Annotated in this window: 8 protein-coding genes; 3 read left to right on the top strand and 5 right to left on the bottom strand. The window is 73.0% G+C overall.

Features of this window, described 5'->3' with window-relative positions; all coding sequences use genetic code 11:
* A partial coding sequence (locus ACIHAA_RS06070; protein WP_399813637.1) for a PAS domain S-box protein occupies nt 1–2,004 on the top strand: 2,004 nt, incomplete at its 5' end.
* 40 nt (nt 2,005–2,044) lie between these two features.
* Here the strand turns inward: ACIHAA_RS06070 and ACIHAA_RS06065 are convergent.
* The 3 genes from ACIHAA_RS06065 to ACIHAA_RS06055 all read right to left on the bottom strand — a co-directional run bounded on the left by ACIHAA_RS06065 (nt 2,045) and on the right by ACIHAA_RS06055 (nt 6,497).
* Nucleotides 2,045–4,441: a phosphoketolase gene (locus ACIHAA_RS06065; RefSeq protein ID WP_399813635.1), complete on the bottom strand. Its 2,397-nt coding sequence runs from the start codon at nt 4,439–4,441 to the stop codon at nt 2,045–2,047.
* A 74-nt stretch (nt 4,442–4,515) separates the two neighbouring features.
* Nucleotides 4,516–5,418: a universal stress protein gene (locus tag ACIHAA_RS06060; protein WP_399813634.1), complete on the bottom strand. Its 903-nt coding sequence runs from the start codon at nt 5,416–5,418 to the stop codon at nt 4,516–4,518.
* Between the two features lie 167 nt (nt 5,419–5,585).
* A complete protein-coding gene (locus tag ACIHAA_RS06055; protein ID WP_399813632.1) occupies nt 5,586–6,497 on the bottom strand; it encodes a universal stress protein in 912 nt (303 codons plus the stop codon).
* A gap of 312 nt (nt 6,498–6,809) precedes the next feature.
* Between ACIHAA_RS06055 and ACIHAA_RS06050 the strand changes: the two genes are divergently transcribed.
* Nucleotides 6,810–7,511: a response regulator gene (locus ACIHAA_RS06050; RefSeq protein ID WP_399813631.1), complete on the top strand. Its 702-nt coding sequence runs from the start codon at nt 6,810–6,812 to the stop codon at nt 7,509–7,511.
* A 73-nt stretch (nt 7,512–7,584) separates the two neighbouring features.
* Here ACIHAA_RS06050 and ACIHAA_RS06045 read toward each other — a convergent pair whose 3' ends face one another.
* The gene (locus tag ACIHAA_RS06045; protein ID WP_399813629.1) at nt 7,585–9,318 is read right to left on the bottom strand and encodes a GAF domain-containing protein; all 1,734 of its coding nucleotides are present in this window, start codon (nt 9,316–9,318) and stop codon (nt 7,585–7,587) included.
* Between the two features lie 309 nt (nt 9,319–9,627).
* Here ACIHAA_RS06045 and ACIHAA_RS06040 point away from each other — a divergent pair, with 309 nt between their 5' ends.
* Nucleotides 9,628–10,740 carry an AI-2E family transporter gene (locus tag ACIHAA_RS06040; protein ID WP_399813628.1) on the top strand — a complete coding sequence of 371 codons (1,113 nt, stop codon included), beginning with the start codon at nt 9,628–9,630 and terminating at the stop codon, nt 10,738–10,740.
* Between the two features lie 75 nt (nt 10,741–10,815).
* On the opposite strand, the gene ACIHAA_RS06035 is transcribed toward ACIHAA_RS06040, so the two are convergent.
* Nucleotides 10,816–12,936, bottom strand: a complete 2,121-nt coding sequence (locus ACIHAA_RS06035; RefSeq protein ID WP_399813627.1) for a chorismate-binding protein — start codon at nt 12,934–12,936, stop codon at nt 10,816–10,818.
* Nucleotides 12,937–13,073: the final 137 nt, after the last annotated feature.

Genomic DNA, 13,073 nt, shown 5'->3' with positions numbered 1-13,073 from the left:
CAGCAAGTCCGCCCCATGGGCGCCGGACTCGACCTCTACGGCCTCCGCAAGGACGGCACCGAATTCCCCGTAGAAATCAGCCTCAGCCCCCTGGACACGGCCGACGGACTCCTCATCTCCGCCGCCGTACGCGACGTCAGCGACCGCAAGGCCGCCGAAGAAAGGTTCCGGGGGCTGCTGGAGGCGGCACCCGACGCCATGGTCATCGTCGACGACACCGGCACCATCCGACTCGTCAACGCCCAGACCGAAGCCCTCTTCGGCCACCGCCGCGAAGAACTCCTCGGCCGCCCCGTCGAACTCCTCGTCCCCGGCCGCTTCCGCACCCACCACACCGCCCACCGCAACGCCTACGCCCACAACCAGCAAGTCCGCCCCATGGGCGCCGGACTCGACCTCTACGGCCTCCGCAAGGACGGCACCGAATTCCCCGTAGAAATCAGCCTCAGCCCCCTGGAGACCGCCGACGGACTCCTCATCTCCGCCGCCGTACGCGACGTCAGCGACCGCAAGCGCGCCGAGGAACGGATCAACGAACTCGCCGCACTGGTCGAGTCCTCGCAGGACGCGATCCTCGCCAAGACCCTCGACGGCCACATCACCTACTGGAACGCCGCGGCACAGCGGTTGTACGGCTTCACAGCGGCCGAGGTGCTGGGGCGCCATGTGTCCGTGCTGGCACCGCCCGAGCGGGCGCACGAGATCACCGCGCTCCTCCAACGCCTGCGCGAGGGCGAGAAGGTGGAGCACTTCGAGACGCTGCGGGCCACCCGCTCGGGAGAACTGCTCGACGTCGATGTCACCCTGTGGCCGACCCGCTCGCCCGACGGGACCGTCATCGGGGCGTGTGCGATCGTCCGGGACATCAGCGACCGCAAGCGCGCCGAGGCCGAACTGACCGAACTCTACGAGCAGCAGCGGCACATCGCGCTGACGCTCCAGCGCAGTCTCATGGGCACCCCGCCCGCCATCCCGGGCCTCGCGACCGCCAGCCGCTACCGTCCCGCGACCCAGGGCGCGGGGGTCGGCGGCGACTGGTTCGACCTGATACCCCTGGGCGCCGGCCGCGTCGGGGTGCTCATCGGCGATGTGATGGGACGCGGTCTGGAGGCGGCGGCGGTCATGGGCCAGCTCCGTTCCGCCTCGCACGCCCTGGCGAAGACGGGACTTCAGCCCCGCCAGCTGATGCAGGCCCTGGACACCGTGGTCGCCGATCTGGATGTGCCCGACCAGCTCGTCACCTGCTGCTATCTGGTCATCGCCGCCGACGTGGGCGAGGTGACCCTGTGCTCCGCGGGACATCTCCCCGTCCTGGTGGCCGTCCCCGGTGAGGGTGCCCGGACGCTGCCCACCCCGGTGAACGCCCCTCTCGGGGTGGGCGGTGTGATCTACGAGCAGAGCTCCACCACCATCGCGCGCGGCGCCACCCTGGTGCTCTACACGGACGGTCTCATCGAGACGCCGGGCACCGACATCGAGGACCAGCTCACCCAGCTCGTCGCCACCCTGGACAAGCTGGCGACGGCCTCGCCCGACCTGGAGGGCGTCGCGGACCATGTGCTGACGACCCTGCTGGCGGACGCCGACGGCCACGACGACGTCACCCTGCTGCTGACCCAGCTGCCCGCCGCCCCGCTGGCCACGGCGGCGACCGATCTGCCCTGCTCAGCGCGGTCCGTCCCGGCGGGACGCGAGTTCCTCGACAAGACCCTCGTGGCCTGGGACTGCACGGAGCGCACCGACGACGCCCGGCTGCTGCTGTCCGAGATCCTCACCAACGCGGTGCAGCACGCCCAGGGTCCGCTCGGGGTGCATGTGTGCCGGACGGACACCGATCTCACCGTCGAGATCAGCGACCGCAGCCACCATCTGCCCCAGCCGCGCCAGGCGGCCGACGACGAGGAGTGCGGGCGGGGCCTGCTGCTGGTGCGCACGGTCGCCGACGACTGGGGCGTCCGGCCCACGGACGAGGGAAAGACGACCTGGTTCAGCCTCAAGGTGTGACGCCCCTACGGCCGGTGCCGGGTCGCCGCCGGTGCCCGTGTCAGGTGGCCCAGGTCCAGTCCGCGACCTCGGGCAGATCCGTGCCGTATTCCCGGATCCAGTCGTGGTGGCGGGTGCGGACGTCGGCCATCTGCTGGCGTACGGCGGCGCCACGGACCGCGAGTCCGGGTACCCGGTCGATGACGTCCATGACCAGGCGGTAGCGGTCGAGGTCGTTGCGGACCACCATGTCGAAGGGTGTGGTCGTGGTGCCGGACTCCTTGTAGCCGCGCACATGCAGATGGGGGTGTCCGGTGCGGCGGTAGGCGAGGCGGTGGATCAGCCAGGGGTAGCCGTGGTAGGCGAAGATGACCGGCTTGTCGGTGGTGAAGAGCCCGTCGTACTCGAAGTCCGTCATTCCGTGCGGGTGTTCCTCGCGCGGCAGCAGCCGGGTCATGTCGACCACGTTGACCACGCGGACCGCGAGCTGGGGCAGATGGCGGCGGAGCAACTGGGCCGCGGCCAGCACCTCCTGGGTGGGTACGTCCCCCGCACAGGCGAGTACGACATCGGGCTCGCCGCCGGTCTCGGTGCCCGCCCACTCCCAGATCCCGGCGCCGCGGGCGCAGTGGACGCGGGCCTGGTCCAGGGAGAGCCAGTCGAAGCAGGGCTGCTTGCCGGCCACGACGACGTTGACGTAGTCGCGGCTGCGCAGGATGTGGTCCGCCACCGAGAGCAGGGTGTTGGCGTCCGGGGGCAGATAGATGCGGACGACCTCGGGGCTCTTGTTGAGGACGTGGTCGACGAATCCCGGGTCCTGGTGGGAGAAGCCGTTGTGGTCCTGGCGCCACACGTGCGAGGTGAGCAGGTAGTTGAGGGAGGCGACGGGGGCGCGCCAGGGCAGTCGGCGTGCCGTCCTGAGCCATTTGATGTGCTGGTTGACCATGGAGTCGACGAGGTGCACAAAGGCTTCGTAGCAGGAGAAGAGGCCGTGCCGTCCGGTGAGGAGGTAGCCTTCCAGCCAGCCCTGGCAGAGGTGTTCGGAGAGGACCTCCAGTACCCGGCCGTGCCGGTCGAGGTGCTCGTCCACCGGGAGCATCCGGGCCTGCCATGCCTTGCCGCTGGCGGCGAAGACGGCGTCCAGCCGGTTGGAGGCCGTCTCGTCGGGGCCGACCAGGCGGAAGTCCCGCCGCCCCGCGGTGTCCTTCATCAGCTGTTCGAGCAGGGTGCCGAGCACCCGGGTCGGCTCGTGCAGGGTGGCGCCCGGCTTGTCGACGGGCACCGCGTAGTCGTCCAGGGCGGGCAGGGGCAGTTCGCGGACGAGCAGGCCGCCGTTGGCGTAGGGAGTGGCTCCGAGTCGGCGATCGCCCTCGGGCACGCACGCCAGCACATCGGCGGTGGGCCGGCCGTCGGCGTCGAACAGCTCCTCGGGCCGGTACGACTTCAGCCAGTCCTCCAACTGCCTCAGGTGGGCGGGGTTTTCGCGGACCCCGGGCAGCGGGACCTGGTGTGCCCGCCAGGTGCCCTCGACCGGCACACCGTCCACCTCCGCCGGGCCCGTCCAGCCCTTGGGGGTGCGCAGCACGATCACCGGCCAGTGCGGGCGCTGCGCCCCTTCCTCTTCGCGGGCGGTGCGCTGGAACCGGGCGATCCGGTCCAGGGCCTCGTCGAAGGCGGCGGCCAGCGCCCGGTGGACCTGGTGGGGGTCGTCGCCGGTGACATGGAGCGGATCGTGGCCGTATCCCCGCAGCAGCGCGTCGAGTTCGGACTCCGGGATCCGGGACAGCACGGTGGGGTTGGCGATCTTGTATCCGTTGAGGTGGAGGATCGGCAGCACCGCGCCGTCGTGGACCGGATCGAGGAACTTGTTGGAGTGCCAGGAGGCAGCGAGCGGTCCGGTCTCCGCCTCGCCGTCGCCGATCACACAGGCCACCAGCAGCTCCGGATGGTCGAAGGCGGCTCCGTAGGCGTGGGCGAGCGAGTAGCCCAGTTCGCCGCCCTCGTGGATGGAGCCCGGCACCTCGGGCGCCACATGGCTCGGTACGCCGCCGGGGAAGGAGAACTGGCGGAACAGCCTGGCCATCCCCTCCGCGTCCCGGCTCACATCCGGAAAGATCTCGCTGTAGCTGCCCTCCAGCCAGGAGTTGGCGAGCACGGACGGACCGCCGTGCCCGGGCCCCCAGATGCACAGGGCGTCCAGGTTCCGCGCGGAGATCACCCGGTTGAGGTGGGTGTAGACGAGGTTGAGCCCGGGCGAGGTCCCCCAGTGGCCCAGCAGCCGCGGCTTGATGTGCCCGGGGCACAGCGGTTCGGTGAGCAGCGGGTTGGACATCAGGTAGATCTGGCCCGCGGCGAGGTAGTTGGCGGCCCGCCAGTGGGCGTCCAGGGTGCGCAGTTCGTCGTCGGTCAGCACGGTGCCGGTCCGGTGGCCGGCCTGGGCCACGGGTGACTGGTCCATGGATTGACTCCACACATCGTCGGAGGGTGCTCGGGCGGGCGGCGGGGCGGCGCGGAGGCCGCCCCCGGGGGTGTTCAGTCGTGGGCCACTACGGCGACGGGCGCGGTGGCGTGGTGCAGTACTCCATGGGCGACGGAGCCGATGTGGACGCCGAGCGGGCCCCTGCGGATCCGGCGGCCCACCACCACGAGGGACGCCTCCCGCGACGCCTCGACCAGCAGCCGGGCGGCGGAGCCCAGGGCGGCCCGCTCGGCCACCTCGACGCCCGGGTACTTCTGGCGCCACTCCCCCAGTGCCTCGCTCAGCGCGGCGGTCTGCCGGTCCGCGAACTCGCCGCGCACATCCACACCGGCGGTGACGGCGTCGGCGGCGGTGAAGGGCAGGGTCCAGCCGTGCAGGACATGGAGAGGCGCGGCGCGCTGCGCGGCCTCCTCGAAGGCGAACCCGATGAGCGAGGCGTCCGGGCTCCGAGTGTCGAGCCCGAGCACCACCGGGCGGAACGGCGCGGCCGCGGAGGGGATCCCCGTCGGGTCCGGTCGGTGCTCGTCGGCCGCCTGCTCCCCGGCACGGACCAGGATCACCGGCCGTACGGCGTGGGCCACGACGGCGAGCGACACCGAGCCGACCAGGAAGCCGCCCAGTGCGCCCAGCGCCCGTGACCCGAGGGCGAGCAGTTCGGCGTCCGCGGCCGCCTCCACCAGCAGTTCGGCGGCCCGTCCGGCGAGGCGGTCGGCGGTCACCGGGACGCCGGGATGCCGCAGCCCGACCCCTTCGGCCGCCTCGCGGGGGATCCGCTCGGCCCAGTGCTGCCGGGTCTCGGGGCCCAGCAGCGGTGCCTGCATCAGGGGGTCGACGGGCTCCGCTACATGGACCAGCCGCAGCGGCAGGCCGCGCAGTGCCGCTTCGCGGGCGGCCCACTCGGCGGCGGCGAGGCTCTCGGCCGAGCCGTCGAGGCCGGCGGTGACGGGGCGGGGCATGGTCTCCACCTCCTGGATCGCGGATATTCAGGGTTCGAGCGTCGGTCCTCGGGTTCCGGGTGGGCAGGGGCCGCAGGTCCCCCATAGGGTCCGGTCGGCCCCTGCCGGGATCCCGCCGGACGGGGAGCCGGGTTCGGGGGAGCCGGGGTCGTGGGGTCGCAGGGGCTTCATACATGCGGGACGACGGCGACCGGGCAGTCCGCGTGGTGCAGCACCGCATGGGTCACGGCACCGAGGTGCGCGCCGTGGCGGGTGCCGCGGGTCCGGCGCCCCACGACGAGGAGCGAGGCGCAGGCCGAGGCGTGCACCAGTTCGGCGGCGGGACGGCCCTCGGCGAGGGTCTCGGTCACCCGGACCCGGGGGAACTTCTCGCACCAGGGGCGGAGCGCCGCCACCACGATGTGCTGCTGCGTCGCGGCGTCCTCCCCCGCGCCCTCGGTCTCCGAGCGGCCGTAGGCACCGTAGGCCGGGTCCGCGCCGAGGGCGTGGATCACCCGCAGTCCGGCACCGCGGCGGCGGGCCGACTCGAAGGCGAAACCGAGCAGTTCGTCACCGGGGTGCCCGGTGTCCAGCCCGAGGACGACATCGCGGTAGGGCGTCTCCGGTATCTCGTCGGGCGAGACTCCGTCCAGCGCGGGCAGGTGTTCACGGGCCGAGGTCTCACCCGCACGGACGAGCACCACCGGGCGCGGCGAGCGGGCCAGGACGCTCTGGGACACCGAGCCCAGCACGAACCCCGCGATCCGGCCGAGGCCGCGGGACCCGAGCACCAGCAGCTCCGACTCCTCGGCGGCCGTGAGCAGGGCGGGCACCGGGGGGTCGGGCAGCAGCAGGTCCTCCACGCGCAGCCCCGGGTGCGCGGCCCGCACGCTGGCGACCGAGCGCCGCAGGGCCCGCTCGGCGGCCCGGAGCCGACCGGTGTCGACGGGCGCCGCGGAGGGCTCCGTCCCCTGCTCCTCGCGCCAGGCGTGCACCAGCCGCAGTCCGGCGCCCCGGCGCAGGGCCTCCCGGGCGGCCCAGTGGGCGGCGGCGAGGCTCTCGGCCGATTCGTCGACTCCAGCGGTGACCTGCTGAGCCATGTGCGCACCTCCAGCGCGTCCGGCGTGGGGCCGTGGTGGCATGGAGGCCGCTCCCTCCGACGACCAGCATGCTCCGAGCGCCGCCCGCCGACCACCGGGACACCGGAGCACCCGGGCACCCGGGACACCAGGTGGCGCAACCGGGTGGCGCAACCGGCGAGGCGTCCCCGCGAAGGCCGAGCCGGGCCTCCCCGGGAAGCCCGAGGCGGAGCAGTGGGCCGGTCGGCCCTAGTGCTTCCGGTCCGGGATGGGCGACGATCGTGGTCGCGGGCCGTCCGCAGCCCGCCTCCGCACCGAGAACGAGAGGTCCCGATGGCCGAGGCACCCTTCACCGAGGAGCACCCGATCCGGGTCTTCCTGCTGGACGACCACGAGGTCGTCCGGCGCGGCCTGGCCGACCTGCTGGACGCCGAACCGGAGATCTCGGTGGTCGGGGACGCCGACACCGTGGAACACGCGCTCACCCGCGCCCCCGCGCTGCGGCCCCACGTCGCCGTCCTCGATGTGCGCCTCCCGGACGGTGACGGCATCACCGTCTGCCGTGAGCTGCGCAGCCGGATGCCGGAGCTGGCCTGTCTGATGCTGACCTCGTTCGACGACGAGGACGCGCTCCTTGACGCGATCATGGCCGGGGCCTCGGGCTATGTGCTCAAGCAGATCAAGGGCTCCGATCTGGTCTCGGCGGTGCGCACGGTGGCCTCCGGGCAGTCCATGCTCGACCCGGCGACCACGGCCCGGCTGATGCGGTCGCTGCGCGCCGACCCCGCGGAGCAGCCGTCCGTCGCACCCGAACTGGCCGACCTGTCACCGCGGGAGCGGGAGATCCTCGCGCTGATCGGGGACGGACTCACCAACCGGGAGATCGGCAAGCGGCTCTATCTGTCGGAGAAGACCGTCAAGAACCACATCTCCCGGCTGCTCGCCAAGCTGGGAGTGCAGCGCCGGGTCCAGGCCGCGGTGCTGGCCTCCCAGCTCACCGCACCGCACCCCGGAAACGGCCGTCCCGGCCGCTGAGCCAGCCGCCCGGCGGCGGCCGGTAAAGGACCGTCCGGGTCACCGAGAGCCGAGGCCCGGCACCGCCGGGCCCTCAGCCCCCCGCCGGTCCCACCGGAACGTTCCACACCAGCCGGGTGCCGCCGCCGTCGGGGCATACGCCGACCGAGAGCGTGCCGCCGAGGGCCGCGGCCCGTTCCTCCAGGTTGCGCAGGCCGCTGCGGTCGGCGTCCGGCGGGACCCCGCAGCCGTCGTCGGCCACCGTGAGGGTCAACGCGCCCGCCGCGAGCCGCAGATGTACGTCGACCGAGCCCGCCCCGGCGTGCCGGGCCGCGTTGCTCAGGGCCTCCCCGAGGACGGCGATCACATGGTCGGCCACCTCGTCGGGGACATCGGTGTCGACGAGTCCCTCGATCCGCAGTGCGGGCGTGAAACCGAGTGAGGCGGCGGAGGCCGTCACCGTCGCGGACACCCGGGCGCGCAGGCCCGCCTGTTCCGTGGTCCGGCTGCCGTGGGTGCGCAGCCCGAAAATGGTGGACCTGATGATCTTGATGGTCTCGTCCAGGTCGTCGACGGTCCGCGACAGCCGTTCGGCGGCTTCGGGGTGGTCGACGAACCGCTGGGTGCTCTGAAGTGTCATACCGGCCGCGAACAGCCGCTGGATGGCGAGGTCGTGCAGATCGCGGGCGATGCGGTCCCGGTCCTGGAGCAGGGCGATCTGCTCGGCGTCCCGGCGGCGTTCGGCCAGTTCCAGGGCGAGCGCGGCCTGCCCCGCGAAGCCGAGCAGCGGACCGGCGTCGGTGTCCGTGAAGGGGGTGCGGCCCGCGGTGCGGCCGAGCAGCAGCACCCCGAGCGACTTGCCGCTGGCCACCAGCGGCACCCCGAGCACGGGCCCGAGTCCGGTCCACAGGTCCGAGTGCCGGTTGATCCGGGCGTCCTGCTGGATGTCGGCGCTGACCACCGGTTCCGCGGTGCTCAACGCGGCCTCCACGAAACCGTCCTGGCCGGACACCACCAGACCCCGGCGGCGCTCCGCCTGCGAGCCGACCGCGAGCAGCGGCCGCAGCACGGTCTCCCCGGACACCCGCTCGGCGATCATGCCCACATCGGCGGTGACGATCCCGAGCGCCTGCTCGACGATCATCTCCAGTACGTCCTGGCCCGGGGCCCCGGAGAGCAGGGCGCTGGTGACCCGGGCGCTGGCCCCGAGCCAGCGCTCCCGCAGCCGGGTCTCCTCGTAGAGCCGGGCGTTCTCCACGGCGACCCCGGCGGCCACCGCCAGGGTGGACAGCACCGCCTCGTCCTCGGCGTCGAACTCCGCCGCGCCGCGCTTCTCGGTCAGATAGAGGTTCCCGAAAACCCGGTCGCGTACCCGGATGGGTGCACCGAGGAAGGAGCGCATCGGCGGGTGGTGGGCCGGGAAGCCGTAGGAGGCCGGGTGCTCCGAGATCTCGGCGAGGCGCAGCGGCTCAGGGTGCCGGATCAGTTCTCCGAGGATGCCGTGCCCGCTGGGCAGCGCCCCGATCTCCGCCCGCCGCTCGTCGCTGATGCCCACGGTGTGGAACTCGGAGAGCATCCGGTCGTCGCCGATCACGCCCAGCGCGCCGTATTCGGCGTCCACCAGGATCACGGCGGCCTCGACGATGCTCCGCAGCACCTGGGGCAGGTCGAGTTCCCGTCCGACGGACAGTACGGCCTCCAGGAGGCGGTGCACCCGGTCCTGCGTGCCGCGGGCCGCGTCGATACGGGCCTGCACCTCGTCGAGCAGCTCGTCCAGCCGCAGTTTCGGCAGATGCTGCTCGGACCGCCCCGGCCCCTTGCCGCTCATCACTTCCTCCGACCGGATCGCGCACCAGGTGCGGACCGCCAGCGTCCCCTTAGATCCTCACGATACTTCCTGAAGGCCCGCCCCAGGACATCCCGCTGACCCAAAGTGACCTCTTGGCCAGGAACCTTCGTTCGCGTGGCCGTCGTCGGGGGGCGGCGCGCGGCACCAGCGCCCCGCCCGCTTTGCGCTTAATGTGCACAGGAGACGATCACATCGGCCGGAGGGGCACCCGGCCGGGACACGGGAGACGCGGTGGCGCACACGGGTGAGCCGGCGGACCGGCCGGGGCGAGGGCGCAGGGCAGGTGCCGTGGTGCTGGGCAGCCGCCCGGCGCGCTCCGTGCGCCTCCCCCCACGCACCCCGGCCACCCCCGCCACCGCGGCCGAGCGCACCGTCCCCTGGCTGCGCATCACCGCCGCCTACGCCTGGCGCCTGATCCTGGTCGGGGCCGTCGTCTACGGCGTCTTCGGCATCCTGGGGCGCTTCCAGCTGATCGCGGTGGCCCTGTTCCTGGCGCTGGTCATCACCTCGGTGCTGCGGCCCGTCACCGACCTGCTGAGCCGGTGGATTCCGCGGTCACTGGCCGTCGCCGTCTCTCTGATCGGCAGCATTCTGCTGGTGTTCGCCGTCCTCGCGCTGGTGGGCGACGCGGTGGCGGACGAGTCGGCGAAACTGGCCGACGAGTTCCGCGGCGGCGTACGGGAGATCGAACGGTGGCTGGAACGCCCGCCGTTCCGGCTCAGCCCCCGCAAGCTGTCCGATCTCCAGCAGCAGATCGTCTCCTATCTGTCCTCCCACCGGGCCAGACTGCTCAACAGCGCCGTCAGCGGCCTCGGCAGGGTCGTGGAACTGGTCACCGGGGGCGCGCTGGCCCTGTTCTCCTCGGTGTTCTTCCTGTACTCCGGGGAGCGGCTGTGGCACTGGACGCGGGACCAGTTGGTGCCCGGGAACGCCCGCGAGGCCTGGGACACCGCGGGGCACGCGGCCTGGCGGACCTTCGCCGGATACACCCGGGGCATCATCATCGTCGCCGCCACCAACGCCGCCCTCGTCGGCATCGCCCTGTCCCTGCTGCGGGTGCCCCTGGCGCTGCCGCTGACCCTGCTGGAGTTCTTCGCCGCGTTCGTGCCGCTGATCGGCTCACCCGTCGCCCTCGCCGTCGCCACGGTGGTCGCCCTGGCGGGCCGGGGCCCGCTCACGGCCGCCGCCGTGCTGCTGCTGATCGTCGTGATCGGCCAGATCGAAGGGCATCTGCTGCACCCCTTCGTGATGAGCTGGGCCGTCCGGCTGCATCCGCTGGTCGTCGCCGTCTCCGTGATCGGGGGCAGCATCGTCGCGGGCGTGATCGGCGCGATCGTCGCCGTCCCGATCGTCTCGGTCGTCTGGGGCGTACGGCAGGCTCTGCGGACCGCCCCGACCTAGGCACCCCGGGCACGGGCCCCGGCCTCCCCGGTCCGGATACGGGCCCGCACCGACCCGGGCCGGACGCGGGTCCGGTCACCGGGCCGCCTTCTCCTCCGCGGCCGGGGTGCCGGTGCACTCGCGGTGGGCGTGCATCGCGGCGGCGGTCTTCAGCAGCATCTCCGCGTACTCGTCGGCGGGATCGGAGCCGAGGACGATGGCACCGCCCGCGCCCAGATGCATCCGGCCGCCGGACATCACGGCGGTACGGACGGCGATGCCGAGGTCGGCGGCGCCGCTGCATCCGAAGTAGCCGAGGGCACCGCAGTAGACGCCCCGCGCCCCGGTCTCCAGGGCACCGAGGATCTCCATGGTGCGCCGCTTCGGGGCACCGGTCACCGAGCCGCCGGGGAAGCAGGCCCGTACGCAGTCCACCGCGTCCGTTCCCTCGCGCAGCCTGCCCTCGACGGTGGAGACGAGCTGGTGCACGGTCGCGCAGGTCTCGGTGGCCATGAGCCGGGCGACGCGGACGGTGCCGGTCCCGCAGACCCGGCCCAGGTCGCCGCGGAGCAGGTCCACGATCATCAGGTTCTCGGCGCGGGTCTTGTCGTCCACGGCCAGCGAGTGCCGCAGCCGCGCGTCCTCCGCCGGGTTGGCACCCCGAGGCGCGGTGCCCTTGGCGGGCCGGGCCTGGACGATGCCGTCCCGGGTGATCCGCAGAAACCGCTCGGGGGACGAGCAGGCCACATCGAGGTCGCCGAACCTCAGGAACGCCGCGTGCGGCGCCGGGTCGACGCGCCGCAGGACCCGGTAGAAGCCGTGGGCGTCGTCCGGCGCGGGCAGCCGGACCGCGTTGGTCAGGCAGATCTCGTAGCTGCTACCGGCCGTCAGTTCGCGTCGGCAGGATTCGATGTCCGCGAGATAGGACGCGCGGTCGCGCACCAGCCAGGGTTCGGCGGCGTCCGGGTCCGGTTCGGCCGGGTCCGGGGCCGGGGCGGGGATCTCGGCGGCGACGAAGGTGAGCCGGGCCAGCGCACCGTCCAGCCAGTCGGCCGCCTCCCGGGTCGCCGCCGGGGTGTCCTCGGCGACGCACACCGCGTAGGTGGCGTCCTCCTCGTGGTCCACGGCAATCAGCCGGTCTGCGAACAGCCAGCAGGCGTCGGGGGTTTCGGCCCGGTGCCGGTTCGGCGAGCCGCAGTCGGCCTTGGTCTCGTAGCCGAAGTAGCCGACATAGCCGCCGGTGAAGTCGAAGGGCAGCCCGGTGGCGTCGACATGACGGGTCGCCAACTGCCTTTTCAGGTAGTCGAAGACGCTGGCGCGGACCCGCCGTACCGGCCGTCCGGGGCGCTCGATCTCGCAGACGCCGCTGTCGACGTCGTAGCGCACGAACTCGGAGAGCGGGCCGCTGCCGTCCCCGAAGAAGGAGAAGCGGGAGAGGCCCGGTTCGACGCGTGAGCTGTCCAGCCAGAAGGCCCGCGGCGCGTCGCCGTACATCCGGGCGAAGGCCGCCTCGGCGTCGACCGCCGTGCCGAGCCGGCGGTAGTGCAGCCGGTGGGCGGGGCGCAGGGGGCGGCGGGGGCGGGGCACGGCGGCCGCGGACAGCGGGATCGCGGTGTTCTTGGTCCGGGTCCTGCGGGCCCGCCCGGCGGTCAGATTGCGGAAGTTGACCAGCATCCGGTGGCCGTAGTCGGTGAGCACGGACTCGGGGTGGAACTGCACGCCCCACAGGGGCCGGGTGCGGTGCCGCAGGCCCATCACCACCCCGTCCTCGGCCCAGGCGGTGGCCTCCAGGGTCGCGGGCAGCGGCTCGGCGACGGACAGCGAGTGGTAGCGGACCGCGGTGAAGTTCTGCGGCAGCCCCTGGAAGAGGTCCCGGCCGTCGTGCCGGACCGTGGAGAGATGTCCGTGCCGCGGCCGCGGTGCGGGCGCGACCGTGCCCCGCTCCCCCACCGCGATGCCCTGATGCCCCAGGCAGACCCCGAGCACCGGGATGCCGGACCGGGCGACGACTCCGGCGCCGATGCCGAAGTCCCTTGGTTCGGCGGGGTGTCCGGGCCCCGGCGACACCACCACGTTGTCGAACTCCGCCAGGTCGCCCAGGGCGTCGGCGGGGGCGTCGTTGCGCACGACCACCGGCTCCTCGCCGTTGACCTCGGCGATCAGCTGGAACAGGTTGTACGTGTTGGCGTCGTCATTGTCGATGAGCAGGGTCTTCACCCGCCCACCTCCCTCGTGTCGTCCTCGGGCCCGGCCGGGGCCGCTGCGCGGTGGTCCGCGGCACGGCCCGTCCCCCGAGCGGAAGTCCGCCTCGCGGCCCGGCGCCGCCAGGGGCGGCGGCGACGGACTCCCCGAGG

The sequence above is a fragment of the Streptomyces sp. NPDC052040 genome, from assembly GCF_044548405.1.
GTDB lineage: Bacteria > Actinomycetota > Actinomycetes > Streptomycetales > Streptomycetaceae > Streptomyces.
This window is presented reverse-complemented; position numbering and strand designations above follow the sequence as displayed.

Coding starts and splice junctions, on each gene's coding strand:
- ACIHAA_RS06065 (WP_399813635.1), bottom strand. CDS start 4,441: ATGGACCAGTCACCCGTGGCCCAGGCCGGCCACCGGACCGGCACCGTG.
- ACIHAA_RS06060 (WP_399813634.1), bottom strand. CDS start 5,418: ATGCCCCGCCCCGTCACCGCCGGCCTCGACGGCTCGGCCGAGAGCCTC.
- ACIHAA_RS06055 (WP_399813632.1), bottom strand. CDS start 6,497: ATGGCTCAGCAGGTCACCGCTGGAGTCGACGAATCGGCCGAGAGCCTC.
- ACIHAA_RS06050 (WP_399813631.1), top strand. CDS start 6,810: ATGGCCGAGGCACCCTTCACCGAGGAGCACCCGATCCGGGTCTTCCTG.
- ACIHAA_RS06045 (WP_399813629.1), bottom strand. CDS start 9,318: ATGAGCGGCAAGGGGCCGGGGCGGTCCGAGCAGCATCTGCCGAAACTG.